Source organism: Flagellimonas sp., from assembly GCF_965601775.1.
Taxonomy (GTDB): domain Bacteria; phylum Bacteroidota; class Bacteroidia; order Flavobacteriales; family Flavobacteriaceae; genus Flagellimonas.
The window spans coordinates 3,639,190-3,660,168 of record NZ_OZ271837.1; the positions used below are offsets into that span (position 1 = coordinate 3,639,190).

Here is a 20,979-nt window from a genome sequence, read left to right on the forward strand (position 1 = left end):
TTTCTTGAACAATGAAAATACTTATCATAGGAGGCAGTGGGACCATTGGAAAAAAAGTGTCTGCTCATTTCCAAGAAGAACATGAGCTGTTGATTGCAGGCAGAAATAGCGGCCTTGTTCATGTAGATATTTCTTCCTCAGCCTCTATCGAAGCCTTGTTCCAAAAAGTGGGAAAAGTGGACGCAATTGTTTGTATTGCAGGTGAAGCCAAATGGGATAGTTTTGAAGCGCTTGCTGAGGAGGACTACTACATCGGAATCAAAAGTAAACTTATGGGACAGGTGAATTTGACCCGAATCGGTCTTTCCTATTTGAATCCCCATGGGTCTATCACCTTGACAACTGGAATCTTGGCAGATGATCCCGTGGAAAATACCGCAAGTGCTGCCATGGTAAACGGTGCAATTCATAGCTTTGCAAAAGCTGCGTCATTGGAATTGGAAAACGGCCATCGATTGAACGTAGTTTCAGCAGGAATGGTGGAAGATGCTTATAAAAAATACCAGAATTATTTTCCAGGTCACTCCCCGGTATCCATGAATAAAGTCGTTAAAGGGTATGAAAGAAGTATTATGGGCAAAGACAACGGGAAAATTATTCGTATTTATGAATGATCAAATCAAATGAATATGAAAAAGATATATTACTTGGAATCCTGTAACACTTGTCAAAGAATACTAAAGGAGTTGGAACCTTTGGATGGTGTTGAACTTCAAGAAATAAAGTCCAAAGCTATTTCTCCTGAACAGCTGGAAGAGATGAAAAATCTAGCTGGGAGTCATGAAGCTCTTTTTAGTAGGAGGGCTATGTTGTTTCGTCAAAGAGGATTGCATGAAAAAGAACTTACCGAACAAGACTACAAAAACCTGATACTGGACCATTACACCTTTTTGAAAAGACCGGTACTGGTACTGGACAATCAGATTTTTGTTGGAAATTCCAAAAAGGTGGTTGAAGCCGCTAAGGAAGCACTGCACGGATGAACAAACGCACCTTGGCCATTTTGGCTGCCATCGGAGCTACAACTATTTATGGTATAAACCATACCATTGCCAAAGGGGTCATGCCTACCTATGTAAAACCTTTTGGTTTTATCATGCTAAGAGTAGTTGGGGCTTCCGCCCTATTTTGGATTTTTTCATTCTTCGCGCCAAAGGAAAAAATTGAGAAAAAAGATTGGCTAAGGGTAATTGTCTGTGCCATTCTGGGAATGGTCATCAACATGCTTGCCTTCTTTAAAGGTCTCCAACTCTCAACTCCAATTAATAGTGCTGTTTTAATTACCATTACCCCGATAATTGTAGTTGTTCTATCAGCAATATTCTTGGGTGAGAGGATAACACGTAACAAGGGATTCGGTATTTTCCTTGGGTTTGTTGGCGCATTGACCCTTATTTTGTTTGGAGCCGAAATACGTAGCGATGCACCCAATATTCCATTGGGAAATTTTCTTTTTATAATCAATTCGGCTTCTTACGGAGCTTATTTGATTGTTGCAAAAACCTTGATTGAAAAGTACCATCCTTTTACATTGATGCGATGGCTTTTTACCATTGCCCTTATCATTAATTTTCCCATAACCTTACCCGAATTCTTGGAAATACAATGGTCCTCAATACCACTTTGGGTCTATGGTTCGATTGCTTTTGTGGTGATAGGCACAACCTTTTTGACTTACCTTTTTAACGTTTTTGCATTGACTCAATTAAAAGCATCCACCATTGGGGCTTTTATCTATTTGCAACCCCTTTTTGGAATCTTTTTTGCTCTTTTTTCAGGAAAAGACCAACTCACTTTGGTAAAAATATTGGCTACCTGTCTGGTTTTGTTCGGGGTATATTTAAGCAGCAAAAAACCAAAGCCCAGACCCTAGTTCTTTTCTTGCTTTAAAGCGTATTTTTGATTCTCGTGATGAGAATGTCTTTCAGATGCTCCGTTTTTCTTTTAATTCTAGCTTTTGTAAGCTGTAATGAATCAGCTAATTCAAAATCGAGAGTTACAGTAGCCGTTGCGGCCAATATGCAGTTTGCCATGAAATCAATTGTGGATAGTTTTTCTGCTAAAACGAACATAGACTGCGAAATCATTTTAGGTTCATCGGGCAAGCTTACGGCACAAATTGTGGAAGGTGCTCCCTACGATATTTTTGTTTCAGCAGACACTAAATACCCTAATGAGCTGTATCGAAGCAAGCAAACGGAAGGTAGCCCCAAAATTTATGCGGAAGGGAAGTTAGTGCTCTGGACCTTATTAGAAGATTTAGACCCATCCATTCCCTTACTTCAAACCGATACGATTCGACACATTGCTTTGGCTAATCCCAAAACTGCACCCTATGGCCTAGCAGCATTGGAAGTTTTAGAAAGTCAACCTTTTTACGAAAGAATTGCAAATAAGCTGGTATTTGGGGAAAGTATTAACCAAACCAACCAATTCATTATATCAAAATCCGCTGAAATTGGTTTTACCTCTAAGGCGGTTGTTCTGTCCCCAGAAATGCAGAACAAGGGTCGCTGGATAGCTATTCCTGATGAAACTTACCCCAAACTTCTTCAAAGTGCTGTCCTTATCAAGAAAGAAAAAAATGCCTCTAAACAAGCCAAGGCATTTTACACATTTCTCTTTTCAGAAGATGCACAAAAAATCTTAAAGCAATATGGCTATTCTATTCCGAAGTGAATTTTACAAAGGCAGGAGAACTCATTCTAAAATGGCTAAATTGTACTTCCTAAACCACAACCGGAATTCATGATTTGGGACCCCTTGTTGCTTACTTTAAAATTGGCCTTGGTCACCACATTGTTACTGCTGGTCATTTCCATCCCCTTGGCCTCCTGGTTGGCACACACCAAGTCAAAGCTGAAACCTGTACTGGAGACCCTGGTCAGTATGCCCTTGGTTTTACCTCCCACAGTGCTTGGGTTTTACTTTCTGGTGGCGTTTAGCCCAGGAAATGCCTTTGGAAATTGGCTCAATGAGTGGTTCGGGATTAAGCTGGTTTTTTCCTTTTCTGGATTGGTACTGGCCTCCATCCTATACAGTTTACCTTTTATGGTGCACCCAATTCAATCCGGTCTTTCCAGTATCCCTCCTTCATTCAAGGAAGCCTCATACTTGATGGGAAAATCCAAATGGGAAACCTTAACCAAAGTATTGTTGCCCAATATAAAACCAGCGCTTTTGACTGGAATCGTCCTGGCCTTTGCACATACTATCGGGGAATTTGGGGTGGTTTTGATGATAGGTGGCAACATTCCAGAAGTCACCAAAGTAGCTTCCATTGCCATTTATGACGAAGTGGAAGCTTTGAATTATGGAGCGGCCAACTTTTATTCTGTCATTTTATTTGTGACCACATTTGTCATCCTGCTTTCGGTCTATTTGATTAACGGAAAATCCCTTAAACCTTTTTGGAAATGATTGATATTCAAATCCAAAAAAAACTGGATTCCCCTGCAGGGCACATGATTCTTGATGTTGATATTTCCATTGAAGAAGGTCAAATGGTGGCGTTGTATGGAGCGTCTGGAGCAGGTAAAACATCTTTGCTTCGTATTTTGGCAGGATTGCTTCAACCTGATACCGGAAAAATTTCTGTTCGGGGAAAATTCTGGTTCCAATCTCAACCTAAAGCCATCAATTTAAAACCTCAAGAAAGAAACATAGGTTTTGTTTTTCAAGATTATGCTCTTTTTCCAAATATGACCATACTCGAAAACTTACAATTTGCTTCTGGTAAGAACGCAAATGTTAATTTGGAGCATCTATTGGAATTAAATGAACTTGGTGATTTAAGACATAAAAAACCAAAAAACCTTTCAGGGGGTCAACAACAACGGGTGGCTTTGGCCCGCGCCCTTGCCCAAAAACCTGATATTCTATTGCTGGACGAACCTCTTTCCGCCCTTGACGATAAAATGCGAAGGAAACTACAGCGGCATCTTTTAGAAGCCCATAAAGAGTACAAGTTAACCACGATTTTGGTGAGTCATGATGTCGAGGAAATTATTAAGCTATCGGATGGGGTAATAGAAATCCATCAGGGTAAAATAATGCAACAAGGGTCACCTTTAGAATTATTTTCATCAAAAGAGATACAAGAAGATTTTAAAGTGACGGCGGAGGTTCTTTCCATAGAAGCCGAAGGGGATTCATTGGTCGCAAAACTACTTGTTCAGAACCATGTTTTAAAAATGTCTCTTTCACAAGAACAAGGTAAATCCCTTCAAAAAGGCGACAGGATTGTTTTGGCCTCCAATGATTTTAAACCTAACATTTACAAAAAATAGCCGTTACAAATCCTTAGGAGTCCTAGCAAATTTTCGAGTATCGGATTTGGTCAAGACCTTAAAACTTGCTTCCTTCTCCATTTTGCCAAAGGCATCCAAAAACACTTGTGGAAGCCCAATAAGTTTACGTTCCTTTAAATCCATCCATGCTCCCATCATTTCACAACGCGCAAAGTTTTTCCCTTCGCTATCGTAGAAATTATGTTCAAATTCAAAAAACATACCATCCTCGCTCAAGCCTTGAAGGCCCAAAGAAACCTTTATTGGTTTTCCCGGAAAGACTTCCTTGAAATAGTATACATGCTCGTAAAACACTACTGGACCAATATTGTGCTTGGCCATGGATTTTTGATTAAATCCCAAAATCCCTAAATACGTCATACGGGTATGACTCATAAAATTGATGTATGCCGAGTTGGCCAAGTGCCGATTTGCATCCAAATCGCTCCATCGAATATCAAATTCCTTAAAAAACATAGTCGGTTATTTGTTATGCATGCATAATAGTTGTAAAATTATCATAGTTTTGGAGATAGAAGCCCATCTGTCCTAAAAATCGACTTATTTTTAATGATACTTTAACACAAAGCCATGACTCAAAAAGCCGAATTCATCAAAGACTTAGCATTGCCTGTAGTTGCCGCACCCATGTTTCTTATTTCTGGCCCAAAATTAGTCATTGAATGTTGTAAAAATGGAATAGTGGGGACCTTTCCAGCACTGAACCAAAGAACTAGTGAGGGATTCGAGGAATGGTTGATTGAAATCAAAACAGAGTTAAAAACTTTTGAGGAACAAACGGGCAAGAAACCTGCTCCTTTTGGTGTAAATCTTATTGTCCACCCAACCAATCCCAGATTGGAAGCAGATTTAAAATTGTGCATCAAACATCAAGTGCCATTGATAATAACTTCATTAGGTGCTGTAAGTCAAGTGGTGGATGCTGTGCACAGTTATGGTGGATTGGTCTTTCATGATGTCATTAAAAAAAGACATGCGCAAAAGGCAGCGCAGGCTGGCGTAGATGGATTGATTTTGGTTGCCGCTGGGGCCGGAGGGCACGCAGGAACAATTAATCCAATGAGTTTGGTTGCCGAAGTGAAGCAATTTTTTGATAAAACCATTCTACTCTCCGGATGTATAAGTACAGGAAGAGATGTGGCCTCAGCCATGCAAATGGGTGCAGATTTGGCATATATGGGGACCCGATTTATCAATGCTGAAGAAAGTAAAGCTCCTGAGGAGTACAAAAAAATGATAATAGATGCAGGGGCAAGCGATGTGGTCTATACCGCAGCAATTTCTGGAGTTCATGCCAATTTTTTGGCGGCAAGTTTGCAATCAGCCGGTATTACCGAAGAGGATTTAAAAAAAGACCACAAGGTCGATTTTGGCAAAGAATTGGACACCGAAGCCAAAGCTTGGAAAACAATTTGGTCAGCGGGGCAGGGAGTGACCACTATCGCAAACACTTTGTCGGTTGAGGAATTGGTGGATAGTCTTAAGGAGGAATTCAAAACAGCGGTTGAAGCACAGCATAAACTGCTGGAAACCTATCCCAAGTAGAACTGGTTTAGCAGATAACCCTAAGGTATTCTATAGGTTTTAGAGTTTGTACTAGAATGATTTACACAGCAAGCTATCGTTAGTTTTCCGTTCACTTTGCAGGTGCTATTCTGTTCTAAATATTAGGAATCAGAATTCTCGGTAGAAGCCAAAGTCAATAATTCTTAAATTACCAACGTTTTGATTTTTTACCAGTACCAATGCCTATACTAGAATCAAAGTACAATCCACCCCATTTTTTCAAGAACGGACATATCTCGACCATATATGCCGGTCTAATTAGGCAAGTAAATGGCTTTAATCAGCAAAGGGAAAGAATTGAACTGATGGATGGTGACTTTTTGGACTTGGATTGGAGCCTTTCAAAAGACGAATCAGACAGACTAGTCATTCTACTTCATGGATTGGAAGGAGATGCCCAACGACACTACATTACAGGAAGTGCCAAACTGTTCAACGCCAATCGATTTGATGCATGCGCGGTCAATTTTAGGGGTTGTAGTGGCGAATCCAACCTACTGTATAGGTCCTACCATTCTGGAGCTACGGAGGATTTGAGGGAAGTAATTAGGCATGTGTTGGAAAACAAAAAATATAACTCAATCTATATCAAAGGTTTTAGTTTGGGCGGTAATTTGTTATTGAAATATTTAGGAGAACAGGAAATACTTCCCGAGGAAATCAAGGCAGGGGTGGCTATTTCGGTTCCCTGTGATCTTCATTCATCCTGCCAACAATTGCTTTCCCCAAAAAATGTTCTTTATGCCAAACGATTTAAACGAAACCTACTTCGAAAACTTCGACAAAAGCAAAGTCTTTTTCCAGAACTAATCTCGGACAAGGAAATCCACTCAATAGTCACATTGAAAGATTTTGACGACGTATATACCAGTAAGGCCCACAACTTTAAAGATGCACTGGATTATTACACTCAATGTAGCTCCTTGCAATTTCTTCCTGCAATCAAAGTCCCAGCCTTAATTATCAATGCCAAAAACGATTCTTTTCTGGGAGAGACCTGTTACCCTTATCAAGAAGTGGACAAAAATAATGCGCTTTACTTAGAAGTTCCCGACCATGGAGGGCATGTCGGATTTTGGGGGAAAAACAATATCACATACACCGAGAAAAGGGCTATAGAGTTTTTTATGAATAACCTCTAAGAGCATTTACATGCTATTACCTATCTTAGTATCTTGATTATTGTCAAATCCAATCTGAAGCAATCACCATGAAAAAGACATTCCTGTTACTGGCTCTAGGCGCTTTTATTGCAAGCTGCGGAGGCAAAAAAGAAGAAAAGAAAGACGGTTTTGAAGTTAGCCGAACCAAAACTGAAGACAAAAAAACGACTGCAAGCGAAGGGGTTCCTGTTGATTTAAACAACAAAGGCATTGGCCCTATTAAAGAATTGACCTTCGCTGATGACATTGATACCGAAATGGCGGCTCGAGGAGAAGCGCAATTCAATGCCATTTGTGTGGCTTGTCATATGGCAGAACAGCGTATGATTGGACCGGCAATGAAAGGAGTGTATGAACGTAGAAGTCCTGAATGGGTTATGAACATGATGCTTAATCCTGATGGCATGCTCAAAGAAGACCCCATTGCCAAAGCTTTGTTGAAAGAATACAACAACGCAATTATGTTAAATCAGAATCTGACCGAAGACGAAGCACGCGATTTGGCTGAATATCTGCGTACTTTATAAATCAATCTATTAGTAAAAGCTTTTCGATAGAACAAAGATGTCCTTGCCAATGAAGGTTTTTGGTTTAACTTTCTTCATATTCTGTCTTGCCACTACTACCGTACTGAGTCAAAGCTTGTTAGGTGCTTGGGAAAATACTAGTGTAGCTGAAGATGGTAAGCTGGTAAAAAGTGTGGCGATTTTTTCCGAAGGGTATCAAACAGCGACTTGGTTTGATGCCAAAACAGGTGCATTTATCAAAACCAATGGAGGCCTTTGGGAGTTGAATGGTGCCTCTCTAACCGAAACTGTCGAGTTTGATTCCGATAAACCAGAAAGGGTAGGCTCCCAAATAACATTTGAAATAGTCCTAGAAAAAAACACGCTAAAAGCAGTGGATGATGATTTGGTTTGGACCCGAGTTGATGATGGTTTACCTGGAAAACTAAATGGAGCATGGTTGATTTCTGGAAGAATGCGAAATGGGGAAATTCAGCAACGGGACACCAACCGACCTAGAAAGACCATGAAAATTCTTTCAGGCACTCGATTTCAATGGATTGCTTACAACACAGAAACCAAAGAATTCATGGGTACTGGCGGAGGAACATATACCTCTGAAAACGGGAAGTATATTGAAAATATCGGATTTTTCTCCCGAGATAATTCCAGGGTTGGGGCTAGTCTTTCCTTTGATTTTAAATTGGAAGACGGGAACTGGCATCATTCAGGAAAAAGCAGTAAGGGCAACCCCATTTATGAAATTTGGAGCCCTCGAAAACCGTAACGTTATGATTCGAAAATTGGGATTACTCCTCTTAATTTTGCTATTCTCTACTCATATGAAATCCCAAGAATTACCTTATCACCAAATTCCGGAATATCCTTCGAATTATGGTTCTGGAAACATCATGGCACGCCTAATTGATGGTCTTGGTTTCCGATATTATTGGGCAACTGAAGGATTAACCGAAAAGGATTTGGCCTATGTCCCTTCGGATAAAGCAAGGTCTGTCGTGCAAACGCTCGAACATATCTGCAGCATGTCCCAAAGCATTCTCAATGCCCCTTTGGGAAAACCAAATACCGGGACAGTGGATTATTCTAAATTTTCCTATCAAGAATTACGGGAGTTAACCCTAAAAAACTTAAAAGCAGCAAGTGAAGCGGTTGCCGGCAAAGAGGCAGCAGATTTTGAAAGCTTTCCTATCGTATACAAAAGAGGAGAGCGAGAATCCCGTTACCCCTATTGGAATTTGATCAATGGCATGATTTCCGATTGCATATACCATACTGGGCAAATCACCATGTTGCGAAGGGTGACTGGAAATCCCATTAATCCCAAGGTCAGTGTTTTTTTGGGCAAGGTTAGAGAGAAGTAAAATTTGTAACATTGTTACGTTTTTGGAAACTCATAGTTAAAGTGAAAACAAATGGGTTTTGCCAGTCATGCAGCACGAACTATTAAAGCAAATAGAGCTCTTCTTAAAAAAAGAAGGAGTTATGGGGAAATAAGGGAAGCATACGAGGGATATGTTAGTGACCAAAATCTTCAGTTCAAAGAACTTACCCCTTTAGAGCAAAAGAGAATTAGGGACAAAATTATTTACCAAGCTAAGAAAGATAAAATTCAGACAATCAAAGTATATGCGTCTATTTCTATTTTCTTGACTGTCCTGCTGTTATCAATTTATCTGTCCTATTTTGATGAAATAAACTCAGCTTTCAACTTTCACTTATAAGGCCAAATCTTGTCCACAGCTACCTTGTAGGTTGGGTCCTCCAGCACATTTACTTCGATAATGTCGTCTGCATTGCTCAAAAGACGTCTGCAATCCCGACTTAAATGTTTCAAATGGACTTTCTTACCGACTTTCTTGTAGCGTTCCGTTATTTTGTTGACTGCTTCAATTGCCGACATGTCGACAACACGACTTTCGGCAAAATCAATCACTACCTCTTCGGGATCATTAAGGACATCAAACTTTTCGGCGAACAAGGTGGTGCTTCCAAAAAAAAGAGGTCCATAAATCTCATAATGCTTTACCCCGTCTTCATCAACATGCTTTCTAGCTCGTATTCTAAGTGCATTGTCCCATGCAAAAACCAAAGCAGAAATAACTACACCCACCAGAACAGCAAGTGCCAAATTGTGCAAGAAGACGGTCACCAAGGTCACTAAAACCATGACCAGAACATCTGATTTTGGCATACGTTTAAAAACCCGTAAACTCGCCCATTCAAAGGTTCCTAATGCCACCATGATCATTAGACCGGTCAAAGCAGCCATAGGTACTTTTTCAATAAGATTGGAGCCAAACATCACAAAAGCCAGTAACATAAGCGAAGCCACAATTCCGGACAACCTGGCTCGAGCACCATTTGATGTATTGATTAAACTTTGACCAATCATAGCGCATCCTCCCATACCTGAAAAAAGTCCGGAAAGAATATTGGCCGTACCCTGCGCCACGGCTTCTTTGTTTCCTCTACCTCTGGTCTCCGTAATCTCATCAACAATGTTCAAGGTCAATAAGCTTTCAATTAAACCCACTCCCGCAACGACCGCTGCATAGGGAAATATAATCTGCAGTGTTTCTAAAGAAAAAGGCAAATCCGGAATATGAAACGGAGGGAAGCTTCCTTGAATGGAAGCAATATCCCCAATAGTACGCGTATCGATATTAAAAAAGAAAACCAATCCAAAGATCAATAGAATCGCCACCAAAGAAGCAGGTACCACTTTACTCAATTTAGGTAAACCCCAAATGACCAACATGGTCAGCAATACCAGCCCCATAAAAGTATATAGCGTAATTCCAGTCAACCAAGAACCGTCCTGAGTCTTGAATTGATCTAGTTGGGACATAAAAATGATTATGGCCAACCCATTTACAAAACCAAAGATTACGGGATGGGGTACCAATCGCATCAACTTTCCTAAACGTAAAAATCCTGCGGCAACTTGTAAAATACCCGCTAGTATTACGGTGGCAAAAACATACTCTACCCCATAATCCTTCGCCAAACTTACAATGACCACGGCTACGGCCCCTGTAGCACCGGATATCATCCCTGGTCTTCCTCCTAAAATGGAGGTGACCAGTCCCATGACAAAAGCGGCATACAATCCAGTAAGCGGAGAGAGTCCAGCGATAAAGGCAAATGCAATAGCCTCCGGAACCAATGCCAAGGCAACGGTAAGACCGGATAATACTTCGGTGCGATAGTTTACTTTTTGTGAAAAATCAAAAAGGTTCAAGTACTTTTTCATTGCCCATGTTTTGAAGCGGGCAAAAATAGCACTATTCTGGAAAGTAGGGGATTAGCTCACCAATTTTTGTGAATTTGATAATCTTACCAGGATGTTAACCCAAGTAGTCTTTCCCCCAATGGGTTTAATTTGGCGGTCTTGTATTTATCCCGCTCCCAATTTCTGGGGTCTCCAGGAAATGCATAACCCTCTGGTGCAACTCGATTTTCCCAAGAATTGATGCGCCAATTTTTTAAAGCCTCATTTTCTGGCTCAGCGGGCATCATTGAAATGTATTGGGCAATTCTCACTTTGTTCCCAGACTTGTTAGGTCGAATTCCATGCGGTTGGGTACTGTTGAAAATCAGCAAGTCACCAGCTTCCATTTTTACTTTTACAATTTTATCATCCAATCCAGAGGTGTCTGGTTGAAAATGGTCTCGGTCCTCCGGTTGGGTCAATTTCCAGGTATCGTAATTTCGGTATAACCAAGGAATGCATTGGAATCCTCCCATGTTTTCATCAGTTTGGTCAGCAAGTGCCAACACCCCTTGAACGTTCTGAGGTCTGGTTTCAGGGTCATAGTCCCAATGAATAAAGCCCTTTTTATCGACTCCAGGAGGTAATGGAAAATTAAGATTTGCCCGGTCAATCGTCACCCACAGTTTTTCAGTGCCCCATACGTCAACAAAAGCGTCGTACACTTTTTGCGTCTGTCGATTGTTCCACAAATGTTGATGGTTATATACCTCTACCATACCAGTGCCGGTAAGCTCTTTCATTTTCATTTCTGCTCTAGGAGGCGCATACCATGTTTCAGGATTATTGGGGTCCTTTTCGTCAAATTCCCAAAGAAAATCCGCAGTTGCCTTGGCTTGCTCTTTGGAGACTGCATTTTTTATGACGATATACCCTTGTTCCACCCAAAAATTCCAATCCGCTTCGGAAAGAACTCGTAGGGGTTTTCCGTTGGATCTATCATTCAACTTTTGCTTACTGCTTGTCGCTGTTGACGGATTTCCCGGAATTTCTTCATGGGCCTTATTGGCCATTTCCAATTTCTCTGCGCTGTCCATACTTCAATTTTTACTTGATAATTCTACATGTAAAACTAGGTACATCAAAAAATACGTTCTACCGTAATATTGATACAAATTTGAACTATTTTGATTTTTTAAATTAAATTAGAGGTTTTATAAGGTATTTATGTGAAAATTGAATTAGAAACCATAGCGCCAAACACCAATAGTCCCTTTCGGCTTTTGCACCTCCCCAGATTAAATCATCTTTTCTATTGGCATTTCCATCCGGAGTACGAATTGGTATATATTGAAGGGGCCAGTGCTACCCGACATGTAGGTGAGAGTATTTCAAGTTATGATAAAAGTGATTTGGTGTTCATCGGTTCAAACATTCCTCATTTGAATTTTGACTACGGAGTTAAAACAGATTACATTAAGGAAGTTCTCCATATAAAACCTTCTTTTAAGGAAAACGTACTTCTTAACATTTCTGAACTAGACGATATTCTTACCCTCTTTGAAAGGTCTAGTCACGGCATCGTTTTTATGGGAGAAACCAAAGAAAAAATTGGTGCTCGGTTAAAAAAGCTTTATACCCTTTCCCATTTTGAATTGTTTATGGAGTCCATTCAAATCTTGAAGGATTTAGCCATTAGTGAAGAATATTTTTTACTACATGACCGCCCATTTGTGAACACGTACAGAAAAAAAGAGCAGGATAGACTTCGAAATATTCATGAATTTGTGGATAGGAACTACCAACATAAAATTGCAGTTGGGGAAGTAGCTGAACTTTGTAATTTGGGTACAGAATCCTTCTGTCGCTATTTTAAAAAGACCACTGGGAGCACGTTCACCAATTTTCTAAATCAATACCGCATTAGTCAGGCCAAAAGACTGCTACTTATGGGAAAAAATATTAGTGAAACTTGTTATGAATGTGGATTTGAGAGCCTTTCCTATTTTAATAGGACTTTCAAAAAAATTAGCCATCAGAACCCATCGGATTTCAAGAAACGTTTTCGGAAAACGTCCTGAATCGACTAAGTAGGTTCTATATTACCTTCGCTCCAAGCCAAAAAAAACCGCCCCAAGCTAGCACTTGAGGCGATTTTTAACTAAATAACCAACCAAAAAACTTGTCTATATAGTCGAACACTATGTTTTGTCCTTACATTTTTCTTTGCCGAGTTACGTTCATTATGGAATTTTTAACTTTTTCCCGCTTTTTTCCTGTCTTTGGATTGGCCTTCAAATATTGCACAAACCCTCGTCCAGTAAACTCGTAAACTGTACCGCTTGCTACGTGAAACAATTCGATGGCACTATCATTAATAACGTATAGCTCGAAATAATCATTGCCTAAGAAATCGTAATCCAATGTTAAAGTTTTGAGCATACTATCTCCCTCTACATCAAAAACTTCATATACCCCTTCATAGTCCCAAACCAAGTCCACTAGAGGTATTGCGGTATTATCCACAGAAGAACGAAAAACTCCGTCTGCACCACCGGACAAAAACTGTAGGTAGTTCTCATCATCAAAATCGTTTATAGCGCCAACCTCGCTCGTAAAGGTCTTCTCCCATGCTTCATATTCCTGCAAGAAATAATGGATGTTGTCGTAAAACACCAAATCATAGTCAAAGTTGTTTCTTTGATATCCTCGCAATACATATGAGGTATTTGAATTGGGTTCATAGAGTTCAATGGTTCTATTGTTCACCGCCAGAACTTCCAACAACCAAAGTCTATCTATATCATGGTCTATCTCAACAGCACCATTTAATGTCCCGTAAGTACCCACATCTATTCCTAGACCATTCCCAGTATTTCCAATCCCAGCGAGATTGTTGTTGACATATAAAACACCTCGGTCAAAGGAAATGGTGAATGCTCGCTGTAAGAAAGGAACCTCTCCATTACCACGACTTGCATTAATGTCAATGTACCAAAGGTCATAGGATTCCAATACCAAAGCTGTGTTGATTGGGGATTCAGCAATAAAATCATCTTCAATGATTACTTCCGTGTAACATGAAGTGGCCAACAGGCCTATAAAAAGTATTCCGAATAGTAGTTTTCCATTTCTCATAATTCCAGTCTTTTGATTTGTTAATTATAAACCAAGCATTATGCCAAATTCATAACTTTTTGATAATCAGATATTAATGTGATTGTCTAGGGAATGTTTAGTTTTGGTTTCTTAATCTTAACCATGCAAAAAAACCTACAGTTTGGAGTTATTGGAGGCGGGAGTTGGGGGACCGCCATTGTTAAAATGCTTTCTGAAAATTTGGGGCAGATAGCCTGGTACATCCGTAATGATTCCATAATCAGATACATACAAAAAGAAGGAAACAATCCACATTATATTAGTTCGGCACAGTTTGATGTTTCCCAACTCCATCTCAGTTCCTCAATCAATCAAATTGTTGAGGCTTCGGATATTTTAATCTTCGCGGTCCCTTCTGTTTTTTTGGAAAAGGAACTGGCTAATCTGTCTGTTCCTTTAAAGGACAAAATTGTTTTCTCAGCCATAAAAGGAATTGTGCCCGAAACTGGATTGATTGTCGGTGAGCACCTTCATGAGGTTTATAAAATTCCTTTCGAAAACATAGGCGTGCTTACCGGTCCCTGTCATGCGGAAGAAGTTGCCTTAGAGCGCCTATCCTATCTTACGGTGGCCTGTTCTGATGAAACTAAGGCCAAAAGAGTAGGTGAAAAACTTAATAGCCACTATATACGAACCAAAATCTCGGACGATATCATTGGAACCGAATATGCCGCAATGCTCAAAAATATTTATGCTATTGCTGCTGGAATGTCCCATGGTTTGGGCTACGGCGACAATTTTCAAAGTGTGCTCATGAGCAACTCCATTCGGGAAATGAAACGATTTATTGACTGTGTCCATAAAATGAAACGGAACATTAATAATTCGGCTTACTTGGGCGATTTATTGGTTACAGGTTATTCCATTTTTAGCCGCAACCGAATGTTTGGAAATATGATTGGCAAGGGATATACGGTTAAAAGTGCCATGATGGAAATGAACATGGTCGCAGAGGGGTACTATGCCGCAAAAAGCGCCCACCAGCTTATGTCTAAATTGGACAAAAAGTCAAAAACCCCAATTATCGATGCAGTTCATGGCATTCTATATAAAGAAAAGAATGCCAAAAAGACCTTTCAACGTCTTACGGAGAAACTGGACTAGGTTTACAGCGCCAAAACTTCGTCAGTTACATTTTTACCTCTAGGAATGGAGTTGTTGTTCACGTCAATCGTCAAGGTATCGTACGACTTGATATGCCGCTTGTTCACCACATAGGATTTATGAACCCGGGTAAAATTATTGGGAAGTCTCTCCAAGGTGGCTTTGATTGTACCGTAGCTCGTTATTTTTGATTTATCGGCTAGGTGGTATGTCACATAGTTTCCTAAGCCTTCTACAAAAAGAATTTCGTTTAGAGGTATACGATGTGTTCTTCGGCTAGACCGTATTTCCAAAATCTCACTTTCAAAATTCTGGTTCTTTTCAGATTCCTTGACCCATAATTGGAAGATTTTGATGGACAAAATCAAAAGCACCGTGGTATTGATGAGCACCACGGCTCGTATCAGCATCATAATGTTTAACAAGCCATTGCTCGAATCATTGAGTAAGAGATTTTCATAGAATAGGTGTATAAATATGCGCTGCAAAATTCCTCCCACTAAAAGAATTAATCCATATCCCAACAAAAAGGCCCCATATTTTTTTTGCATCAAGTATTTGGGCAATAAAAAGTATATGGTGAGATAAACCGCCAGAATTCGAATTGGCATTAAAATGAATTCTAAATAGAAGGAAGCCAAATATCCCTCTTCACTTACCCAGAGCAGTCCAAAAAGAACATAATAGGCTACCCAAAAAATGACATGGGTTGCAATTCTGGAGTTAAAAAGATAGAAGTTCTTCATATGTAGATGTCCAGTCAAAGTTTCAAATCATGCCAAAGCTGCTTTTCGTATAAAAATCGGCCAGCTAGGGATAAAATTCAACTTGTCTAAAAATAGCCAATCTAATTTTAAGCAATTCTTAAAAACGAACAGATGAGACACAAAACAATTGCCTTAATAGGCTTAACTATTCTTTTTGGTACTTTACCTCAACTGCAAGCCCAAAATCTGGGAAGAAGAAGCTCTTGGGAAGCCAAGATAATTAGTCCAGAATCCGACACACCTGGAGCCAAGATTGTTAGTATAGAGGCCAATAGTCCTTTAGCTCAGGCAGGTTTTTTGCCTGATGACCTTATCGTATCGGTAGATAACACCCTAATTAAAGATGGTAATGTTTGGAGTGATGTAACCTATGGTTTGCGGGCTGGGAAAAAGACAGCCGTCACTGTACTTAGAACCGGAAAGGTAATTGAAAACGAAGTACGGTTTAATCCCTTGGGAAAAGAAAAGCACGACAATTTAGACACCTATTATGAGGAGGTTACCAGCTCCTATGGTATTACCCAAAGAGTAATTATTACTAAACCAAAAAAAGCAGGAAAGCAACCGGCGGTGATATTGATTGGGGGGTTAAGTTGTTCCAGTATTGAGACCTATTCCGGTCGAAGGGGAACAAATTGGGGGAGAACCATAAAGGATTTAGTTGAAAAATCTAACATGGTTGTTATGCGAATTGAAAAACCAGGTGTGGGAGACAGTAATGGAGACTGCAGTAGGTCCGATTTTTTAATGGATTTAGAGGGCTATCGTAGCGCAATTCGCTATCTCAAATCAAAACCCTACGTGGATACCTCTAGAATCATAGTTTATGGATCAAGCATGGGTAGCGCTTTAGCCCCATTTTTAGCCAACGAATTTGATTTGGCGGGTGTGATATCCGATGGAACCTTTTTCAAAACCTGGTATGAACATATGCTGGAAATTGAACGCCGCATTCTTTCTTTTCAAGGGAATACAGAATCCCAAATCGCAGAAAAAATGAACAAATACTATATTCCGCTCTATCATGGTATGCTGATAGGCAAAAAGACCTACCAAGAAGTGGTTGATGAGTACCCAGCCTTGGCAGAATACAACTACCACGACCCTGAACATATGTATGGCCGACCTATGGCCTATTATCAGCAGTTACAAGATTTTGACTTAGCCGGGGCTTGGGAAAAAGTAAAGGTCCCTGTTCGGATTCTTCGTGGCACCAATGATTGGATTATGTCCTCTTTTGATAATAAAATGATTATCGAAGTACTTCAAAGAAATGGTCATGAAGACCACATACTTCATGAGTTTCCTGGATTGGATCACTGGAATACCATTCATGAAAGTGCAAAAGATTCCTTTGAGGGCAAACCTGGCAAATGGGACCCGGGAACCATAGACCTCATCGTATCTTGGGCTCAAGAAATGGCACAACTAAAGCCCTAAATGCGCTCCAGAGAAAAATTGGAATGAGACTCTAATTCCGCTTGAATCTTTTCCTTAAAAGCGAGCATTTGCGAACTGTCATAACTGTAGACTCTCTTGAATTCATCCATCACAGGGTCCAGATAGTTTCGTATGCTATCAATATCAAAATACAGTCTCCCGGTTCTTCGGATAAAGAAATCCAGAGGGTTGGCGGCCATTTCAAAAGCAATGGAAAACTGTGCTTCTGCGCGAATCATTTTGACATAAGCATCCTTATTTCGCAGTGAAGCATAGTTTTCTAAAATGATTTCAGTTTGCTTACCGTAGGTGGTAACCAAATACCAAGCATCATATTCGGAAAAACCGTCTTCCTTGATTCTGTCGTAAACCTCTTCAATGTATTTTTTAACGTGCTTGAATTTTTTGAAATCGTTCCCGCACAAAGGAATTTTATCAGTCGTGCAAGACTCAAAAGTTACTCCTTCATCCTCCTCAATTTTCTTGGTGATTCTATTGACCACACGTTCTGCCATTTTTCGGTAGCCGGTTAGTTTTCCTCCAGCTATGCTGACCAAACCGGTATCCGAAGTGAAAATCTCATCTTTTCTGGAAAGTTCGGAGGCCGATTTCCCTTCTTCATGAATTAGAGGTCTTAAACCTGCCCATGATGAGATGATATCTTCCATTTCCAAATTGATATCAGGGAACATATTATTTACCGCGGAAATGAGGTAAATTGCATCGGCCACATCCGTACGAACATCATCCTTGTCCAAATTAAAATTGGTATCCGTGGTGCCTACATAGGTAATCTTACCTCTAGGAATGGCAAACATCATACGACCGTCCGGGATATCAAAATAGACCGATTGCTTCACCGGTAATTTCTCTTTTGGAAATACCAGATGTACCCCCTTGGTCAGGTGCAAGCGCTTACCTTTTTTGGAATTATTGGTGGTTCTAAGTTCATCCACCCAGGGACCGGCGGCACTGATTACATATTTAGATTTTATCTCAAACTCATCACCCCCTATCCCATCTTTGACTTTGACTCCAGAGATGGTTTCATTTTCGTATAGAAAGTCCACAACCTTAGCATAGTTCAAGGCCTTTGCTCCATATTGAAGGCTGGTTTTGATATTTTCGATGGTCAAACGGGCATCGTCCGTGCGATATTCTGCATAATATCCCGCACCATTCAGTATCTTTTTGGGTAGCAGAGGCTCTAGTTTCATTGCCTCTTTCTTTTCCAACATTTGTCTTTTATCGTCGCCTGTTACTTGGGCCAAAATATCATAGACCTTTAAACCTATTGACGTCAACCACTTTCCATAAGAACCTCCCTCAATAAGGGGAAGTAACATCTTCTCAGGTAGTACCAGGTGCGGCGCCAATTTGTGCACAATGGCTCTCTCCGAGCCTACTTCTTTCACCAGCCAAAAATCAAATTGTTTTAAGTAACGAAGACCTCCATGAATTAATTTGGTGGATTTACTACTGGTACCCGATGCAAAGTCTCCCTTTTCCACAAGGGCAACCTTCATTCCTCGAGATGCGGCATCCAAGGCGATTCCACCACCTGTTATTCCTCCACCAATGACGACAAGATCGAAAGTCTCCTGGGCCAGTTCTTGAATGGTGTGTTCTCTATCTAAGTTTGAAAATCTGATATTCTCTTTCATATTTTTTGCAATCAACCTTCAAAAATACACAATATGTAAACGTTTACACAATTGCGTCATTTAAGTTAACATTAACTCTCATTACTAAATTCGTATTCCCTTTCTACTGCACATATTCTTACCTTATACCAAGAATACCATTGTTTCTTCCCTTTTTGTTGAGCCACTTTGTGGTCCATATTGGCCTTCCATCGAGAAATGGATTCTAAACTTTCCCAATAACTAATGGAAATCCCAAGAGATGATCGTGCGCTTTCAAAACCCAGGAATCCTGGTTGTTTTCTGGCTAAATCCTCCATATCCTGTGCCATTTGTTCATAACCATTATCGCCTTCAGTTCTGGTATTGGTAAAAATTACGGCATAATACGGTCGTTTTAGTTCCATTAATCGATATAGCTTTTTTCCAAAAAATAATTCACCAAGGCCTCCTTCATTAAAACCGACTGCTCCCCTGCTTTTAAAGGAGGTAACTGCTCCTTTACTTTGTAATGCGGCCAGCCATCTTCATCAAAAAAATCAAAGTCATAATAGCCATAGGGTTCCAAAAGTCTGCAGATAGCAATATGCATTAAGTTCACCTTTTCATCCTTTTTAAAACTTCTTTCGAAATTACCTAGTTCCTGCACACCGACTAGATAGATTATTCCATCTATTTCCAATGGATCGCCATCAGAAAATTGCGCAGAAAGCTTTTCAACCAGAAGAGTCCATCTTTCCTTTAGTTTTTCATCTCTTGCCATAACACATATTGCGAACGTAAAGGTACAAACCAAAGTTCTATATTTGTTAAAAACCGATAGGTGACCTTTTTTGATATTGTTGTTGGTATTTTATTGGTCTGGGGATTATTTAAAGGCCTCAAAAATGGACTGTTTGTTGAAATTGCTTCCTTGTTGGCCCTGATTGTGGGTTTGTATGGTGCCATTCACTTCTCATATGTTACCGGGGATTATTTGAAAGAGCAGGTAAATTGGTCTGAGACCTATGTCAAGGTCGCCGCTTTCCTAATTACATTCTTCATTATTATTGTTCTTATTCACTTTGCAGGTAAGTTTTTGACAAAGATTGCTGACTTTGCCATGTTGGGTCTACTGAACAAGATTGCTGGCGGGATTTTTGGTGCACTAAAAACCGCTATTATTTTGGGCGCCCTACTTATTTTCTTTGAGCGATTGACCGACTCATTTAATTTTGTGGATGAGGAGACTAAAAAGACTTCTATTTTTTATGAGCCCATCAAGGAAATTGGGGCATTGGTGTTCAGTTTCGTTCTTGAGAAAAAAGAAGACGTCCCAGAAGCTGAAAATTTTAATAGAGGTGCATGAAGTGCATTTTTTTTCGATAAACGGTTGATTTTCTTCGATTTAAATTGTGGGAAATCACTTCTTAACCTGCATATTATCGGATAAATCTGCTTCCTTATGGAGTTTCTATGGCATGGGGTAGCTTGTCTTCTAGATTAGCCAAACGAGCACAAGAGAATACTAAAACACCCCCGAAAATGAAAAAGTCAAGCACTGCTGCTTTAACTGCAGTACTAGCTATCATCCTTATTACCTGCAGCAAATCCAATGCCACTCCAGAGGAGGATATCATTTCAAATATAGAATCCAATAACAAGGTCCAAATCAATGCTGCTCAAATGGAAACGGAGTTGCTTGATTTAATTAACTCCCACAGAGCTTCCCAAGGTGCTGATCCACTTCTTTCAAGTTCCGAGGCTTATCCTTTTGCGGAGGAGCATAATAGCTACATGATTTCACAAAGTAAATTAAGCCATGACAACTTTGATTCACGGGCTACTGCGATTGCAGCCAGAACAAGTGCAAGCAAAATAGGCGAAAATGTGGCTAGGCATTACACTTCGCCCCAATTGGCACTACAAGGTTGGTTGCAAAGTTCCGCCCATAAAAGCACCCTTGAAGGTAACTATACGCATACCGCATTAAGCATCGTGTTGGACAAAGAAGGAAGGCCATACTTTACACAAATCTTTATGCTGCTGGAATAAAAGTTTTGATCAAGGTTACATTCGAAGTGTGCAATTAGACCTGTGTTACTACAGG

At 40.0% G+C, this 20,979-nt stretch carries 26 protein-coding genes; 17 read left to right on the forward strand and 9 right to left on the reverse strand.

Annotation, left to right across the window (positions count from 1 at the left end; genetic code table 11):
- Positions 1 to 11: 11 nt before the first annotated feature.
- From ACSLUF_RS16780 to ACSLUF_RS16790, 3 genes are read left to right on the forward strand one after another with little or no spacing between them, the layout of a single operon-like run.
- On the forward strand, positions 12 to 614 hold the full coding sequence (locus ACSLUF_RS16780) for a short chain dehydrogenase (RefSeq protein ID WP_435623817.1): 603 nt from the start codon (positions 12 to 14) through the stop codon (positions 612 to 614).
- Positions 615 to 629: 15 nt separating this feature from the next.
- A complete protein-coding gene (locus ACSLUF_RS16785; protein WP_435623818.1) occupies positions 630 to 983 on the forward strand; it encodes an arsenate reductase family protein in 354 nt (117 codons plus the stop codon).
- Positions 980 to 1,873, forward strand: coding sequence for a DMT family transporter (locus ACSLUF_RS16790; protein WP_435623819.1), 894 nt, complete (start codon positions 980 to 982; stop codon positions 1,871 to 1,873). Before ACSLUF_RS16785 ends, ACSLUF_RS16790 begins: the two co-directional genes overlap by 4 nt.
- Positions 1,874 to 1,886: 13 nt before the next feature.
- Here the strand turns inward: ACSLUF_RS16790 and ACSLUF_RS16795 are convergent, their stop codons facing one another.
- Positions 1,887 to 2,033 (reverse strand): hypothetical protein, encoded by a 147-nt coding sequence (locus ACSLUF_RS16795; protein WP_435623820.1) that lies wholly within the window; start codon positions 2,031 to 2,033, stop codon positions 1,887 to 1,889.
- On the opposite strand from ACSLUF_RS16795, the gene modA reads away from it, so the two are divergent.
- From modA to ACSLUF_RS16810, 3 genes are all read left to right on the forward strand, one after another.
- A complete protein-coding gene (gene modA / locus ACSLUF_RS16800) occupies positions 2,032 to 2,679 on the forward strand; it encodes a molybdate ABC transporter substrate-binding protein (protein ID WP_435623821.1) in 648 nt (215 codons plus the stop codon). The genes ACSLUF_RS16795 and modA overlap by 2 nt on opposite strands.
- A gap of 69 nt (positions 2,680 to 2,748) precedes the next feature.
- Positions 2,749 to 3,420: a molybdate ABC transporter permease subunit gene (gene modB / locus ACSLUF_RS16805; protein WP_435623822.1), complete on the forward strand. Its 672-nt coding sequence runs from the start codon at positions 2,749 to 2,751 to the stop codon at positions 3,418 to 3,420.
- Positions 3,417 to 4,289, forward strand: coding sequence for a sulfate/molybdate ABC transporter ATP-binding protein (locus tag ACSLUF_RS16810; RefSeq protein ID WP_435623823.1), 873 nt, complete (start codon positions 3,417 to 3,419; stop codon positions 4,287 to 4,289). Before modB ends, ACSLUF_RS16810 begins: the two co-directional genes overlap by 4 nt.
- Positions 4,290 to 4,292: 3 nt before the next feature.
- Here ACSLUF_RS16810 and ACSLUF_RS16815 read toward each other — a convergent pair whose 3' ends face one another.
- The gene (locus ACSLUF_RS16815) at positions 4,293 to 4,766 is read right to left on the reverse strand and encodes an acyl-CoA thioesterase (protein ID WP_435623824.1); all 474 of its coding nucleotides are present in this window, start codon (positions 4,764 to 4,766) and stop codon (positions 4,293 to 4,295) included.
- Between the two features lie 114 nt (positions 4,767 to 4,880).
- On the opposite strand from ACSLUF_RS16815, the gene ACSLUF_RS16820 reads away from it, so the two are divergent.
- From ACSLUF_RS16820 to ACSLUF_RS16845, 6 genes are all read left to right on the forward strand, one after another.
- Positions 4,881 to 5,855 carry an NAD(P)H-dependent flavin oxidoreductase gene (locus tag ACSLUF_RS16820; RefSeq protein WP_435623825.1) on the forward strand — a complete coding sequence of 325 codons (975 nt, stop codon included), beginning with the start codon at positions 4,881 to 4,883 and terminating at the stop codon, positions 5,853 to 5,855.
- 200 nt (positions 5,856 to 6,055) lie between these two features.
- Positions 6,056 to 7,018 (forward strand): YheT family hydrolase, encoded by a 963-nt coding sequence (locus ACSLUF_RS16825; protein WP_435623826.1) that lies wholly within the window; start codon positions 6,056 to 6,058, stop codon positions 7,016 to 7,018.
- A 68-nt stretch (positions 7,019 to 7,086) separates the two neighbouring features.
- Positions 7,087 to 7,566, forward strand: coding sequence for a c-type cytochrome (locus ACSLUF_RS16830; RefSeq protein WP_435623827.1), 480 nt, complete (start codon positions 7,087 to 7,089; stop codon positions 7,564 to 7,566).
- Between the two features lie 49 nt (positions 7,567 to 7,615).
- Positions 7,616 to 8,332 (forward strand): membrane or secreted protein, encoded by a 717-nt coding sequence (locus ACSLUF_RS16835; RefSeq protein WP_435623828.1) that lies wholly within the window; start codon positions 7,616 to 7,618, stop codon positions 8,330 to 8,332.
- Between the two features lie 4 nt (positions 8,333 to 8,336).
- Complete coding sequence (locus ACSLUF_RS16840) at positions 8,337 to 8,927, forward strand: DinB family protein (protein ID WP_435623829.1); 591 nt, start codon at positions 8,337 to 8,339, stop codon at positions 8,925 to 8,927.
- 51 nt (positions 8,928 to 8,978) lie between these two features.
- The gene (locus tag ACSLUF_RS16845; protein WP_435623830.1) at positions 8,979 to 9,287 is read left to right on the forward strand and encodes a hypothetical protein; all 309 of its coding nucleotides are present in this window, start codon (positions 8,979 to 8,981) and stop codon (positions 9,285 to 9,287) included.
- On the opposite strand, the gene ACSLUF_RS16850 is transcribed toward ACSLUF_RS16845, so the two are convergent.
- Together ACSLUF_RS16850 and ACSLUF_RS16855 are read right to left on the reverse strand one after the other, a co-directional pair.
- A complete protein-coding gene (locus ACSLUF_RS16850; protein WP_435623831.1) occupies positions 9,278 to 10,819 on the reverse strand; it encodes a SulP family inorganic anion transporter in 1,542 nt (513 codons plus the stop codon). The two genes, ACSLUF_RS16845 and ACSLUF_RS16850, sit on opposite strands and share 10 nt — an antisense overlap.
- Positions 10,820 to 10,902: 83 nt before the next feature.
- Positions 10,903 to 11,874 (reverse strand): phytanoyl-CoA dioxygenase family protein, encoded by a 972-nt coding sequence (locus ACSLUF_RS16855; protein ID WP_435623832.1) that lies wholly within the window; start codon positions 11,872 to 11,874, stop codon positions 10,903 to 10,905.
- Positions 11,875 to 12,006: 132 nt separating this feature from the next.
- On the opposite strand from ACSLUF_RS16855, the gene ACSLUF_RS16860 reads away from it, so the two are divergent.
- A complete protein-coding gene (locus ACSLUF_RS16860; RefSeq protein ID WP_435623833.1) occupies positions 12,007 to 12,858 on the forward strand; it encodes an AraC family transcriptional regulator in 852 nt (283 codons plus the stop codon).
- A gap of 133 nt (positions 12,859 to 12,991) precedes the next feature.
- On the opposite strand, the gene ACSLUF_RS16865 is transcribed toward ACSLUF_RS16860, so the two are convergent.
- On the reverse strand, positions 12,992 to 13,915 hold the full coding sequence (locus ACSLUF_RS16865) for a nicotinic acid mononucleotide adenyltransferase (RefSeq protein ID WP_435623834.1): 924 nt from the start codon (positions 13,913 to 13,915) through the stop codon (positions 12,992 to 12,994).
- A 123-nt stretch (positions 13,916 to 14,038) separates the two neighbouring features.
- Here ACSLUF_RS16865 and ACSLUF_RS16870 point away from each other — a divergent pair, with 123 nt between their 5' ends.
- Complete coding sequence (locus ACSLUF_RS16870; protein WP_435623835.1) at positions 14,039 to 15,040, forward strand: NAD(P)H-dependent glycerol-3-phosphate dehydrogenase; 1,002 nt, start codon at positions 14,039 to 14,041, stop codon at positions 15,038 to 15,040.
- A 2-nt stretch (positions 15,041 to 15,042) separates the two neighbouring features.
- Here ACSLUF_RS16870 and ACSLUF_RS16875 read toward each other — a convergent pair whose 3' ends face one another.
- Positions 15,043 to 15,786 (reverse strand): LytR/AlgR family response regulator transcription factor, encoded by a 744-nt coding sequence (locus ACSLUF_RS16875; protein WP_435623836.1) that lies wholly within the window; start codon positions 15,784 to 15,786, stop codon positions 15,043 to 15,045.
- Positions 15,787 to 15,918: 132 nt separating this feature from the next.
- Here ACSLUF_RS16875 and ACSLUF_RS16880 point away from each other — a divergent pair, with 132 nt between their 5' ends.
- Positions 15,919 to 17,247, forward strand: a complete 1,329-nt coding sequence (locus tag ACSLUF_RS16880; RefSeq protein WP_435623837.1) for an alpha/beta fold hydrolase — start codon at positions 15,919 to 15,921, stop codon at positions 17,245 to 17,247.
- Here the strand turns inward: ACSLUF_RS16880 and ACSLUF_RS16885 are convergent.
- From ACSLUF_RS16885 to ACSLUF_RS16895, 3 genes are all read right to left on the reverse strand, one after another.
- Entirely contained in the window at positions 17,244 to 18,911 is a 1,668-nt protein-coding gene (locus ACSLUF_RS16885; protein ID WP_435623838.1) for a glycerol-3-phosphate dehydrogenase/oxidase, read from the reverse strand. The genes ACSLUF_RS16880 and ACSLUF_RS16885 overlap by 4 nt on opposite strands.
- A gap of 71 nt (positions 18,912 to 18,982) precedes the next feature.
- Positions 18,983 to 19,297 carry an antibiotic biosynthesis monooxygenase family protein gene (locus tag ACSLUF_RS16890; RefSeq protein WP_435623839.1) on the reverse strand — a complete coding sequence of 105 codons (315 nt, stop codon included), beginning with the start codon at positions 19,295 to 19,297 and terminating at the stop codon, positions 18,983 to 18,985.
- Positions 19,297 to 19,653 (reverse strand): hypothetical protein, encoded by a 357-nt coding sequence (locus tag ACSLUF_RS16895; RefSeq protein ID WP_435623840.1) that lies wholly within the window; start codon positions 19,651 to 19,653, stop codon positions 19,297 to 19,299. The genes ACSLUF_RS16890 and ACSLUF_RS16895 overlap by 1 nt, the downstream gene beginning before the upstream one ends.
- A 60-nt stretch (positions 19,654 to 19,713) precedes the next feature.
- Here ACSLUF_RS16895 and ACSLUF_RS16900 point away from each other — a divergent pair, with 60 nt between their 5' ends.
- Positions 19,714 to 20,238, forward strand: coding sequence for a CvpA family protein (locus ACSLUF_RS16900; RefSeq protein WP_435623841.1), 525 nt, complete (start codon positions 19,714 to 19,716; stop codon positions 20,236 to 20,238).
- A gap of 176 nt (positions 20,239 to 20,414) precedes the next feature.
- On the forward strand, positions 20,415 to 20,924 hold the full coding sequence (locus ACSLUF_RS16905; RefSeq protein ID WP_435623842.1) for a CAP domain-containing protein: 510 nt from the start codon (positions 20,415 to 20,417) through the stop codon (positions 20,922 to 20,924).
- Positions 20,925 to 20,979: the final 55 nt, after the last annotated feature.

Coding starts and splice junctions, on each gene's coding strand:
- ACSLUF_RS16785 (WP_435623818.1), top strand. CDS start 630: ATGAAAAAGATATATTACTTGGAATCCTGTAACACTTGTCAAAGAATA.
- ACSLUF_RS16865 (WP_435623834.1), bottom strand. CDS start 13,915: ATGAGAAATGGAAAACTACTATTCGGAATACTTTTTATAGGCCTGTTG.
- ACSLUF_RS16875 (WP_435623836.1), bottom strand. CDS start 15,786: ATGAAGAACTTCTATCTTTTTAACTCCAGAATTGCAACCCATGTCATT.
- modB (WP_435623822.1), top strand. CDS start 2,749: ATGATTTGGGACCCCTTGTTGCTTACTTTAAAATTGGCCTTGGTCACC.
- ACSLUF_RS16905 (WP_435623842.1), top strand. CDS start 20,415: ATGAAAAAGTCAAGCACTGCTGCTTTAACTGCAGTACTAGCTATCATC.
- ACSLUF_RS16840 (WP_435623829.1), top strand. CDS start 8,337: ATGATTCGAAAATTGGGATTACTCCTCTTAATTTTGCTATTCTCTACT.
- ACSLUF_RS16780 (WP_435623817.1), top strand. CDS start 12: ATGAAAATACTTATCATAGGAGGCAGTGGGACCATTGGAAAAAAAGTG.
- ACSLUF_RS16795 (WP_435623820.1), bottom strand. CDS start 2,033: ATGGCAAACTGCATATTGGCCGCAACGGCTACTGTAACTCTCGATTTT.
- ACSLUF_RS16845 (WP_435623830.1), top strand. CDS start 8,979: ATGGGTTTTGCCAGTCATGCAGCACGAACTATTAAAGCAAATAGAGCT.
- ACSLUF_RS16855 (WP_435623832.1), bottom strand. CDS start 11,874: ATGGACAGCGCAGAGAAATTGGAAATGGCCAATAAGGCCCATGAAGAA.
- ACSLUF_RS16850 (WP_435623831.1), bottom strand. CDS start 10,819: ATGAAAAAGTACTTGAACCTTTTTGATTTTTCACAAAAAGTAAACTAT.
- ACSLUF_RS16885 (WP_435623838.1), bottom strand. CDS start 18,911: ATGAAAGAGAATATCAGATTTTCAAACTTAGATAGAGAACACACCATT.
- ACSLUF_RS16880 (WP_435623837.1), top strand. CDS start 15,919: ATGAGACACAAAACAATTGCCTTAATAGGCTTAACTATTCTTTTTGGT.
- ACSLUF_RS16790 (WP_435623819.1), top strand. CDS start 980: ATGAACAAACGCACCTTGGCCATTTTGGCTGCCATCGGAGCTACAACT.
- modA (WP_435623821.1), top strand. CDS start 2,032: ATGAAATCAATTGTGGATAGTTTTTCTGCTAAAACGAACATAGACTGC.
- ACSLUF_RS16815 (WP_435623824.1), bottom strand. CDS start 4,766: ATGTTTTTTAAGGAATTTGATATTCGATGGAGCGATTTGGATGCAAAT.
- ACSLUF_RS16890 (WP_435623839.1), bottom strand. CDS start 19,297: ATGGAACTAAAACGACCGTATTATGCCGTAATTTTTACCAATACCAGA.
- ACSLUF_RS16895 (WP_435623840.1), bottom strand. CDS start 19,653: ATGGCAAGAGATGAAAAACTAAAGGAAAGATGGACTCTTCTGGTTGAA.
- ACSLUF_RS16835 (WP_435623828.1), top strand. CDS start 7,616: ATGAAGGTTTTTGGTTTAACTTTCTTCATATTCTGTCTTGCCACTACT.
- ACSLUF_RS16870 (WP_435623835.1), top strand. CDS start 14,039: ATGCAAAAAAACCTACAGTTTGGAGTTATTGGAGGCGGGAGTTGGGGG.
- ACSLUF_RS16825 (WP_435623826.1), top strand. CDS start 6,056: ATGCCTATACTAGAATCAAAGTACAATCCACCCCATTTTTTCAAGAAC.
- ACSLUF_RS16820 (WP_435623825.1), top strand. CDS start 4,881: ATGACTCAAAAAGCCGAATTCATCAAAGACTTAGCATTGCCTGTAGTT.
- ACSLUF_RS16830 (WP_435623827.1), top strand. CDS start 7,087: ATGAAAAAGACATTCCTGTTACTGGCTCTAGGCGCTTTTATTGCAAGC.
- ACSLUF_RS16810 (WP_435623823.1), top strand. CDS start 3,417: ATGATTGATATTCAAATCCAAAAAAAACTGGATTCCCCTGCAGGGCAC.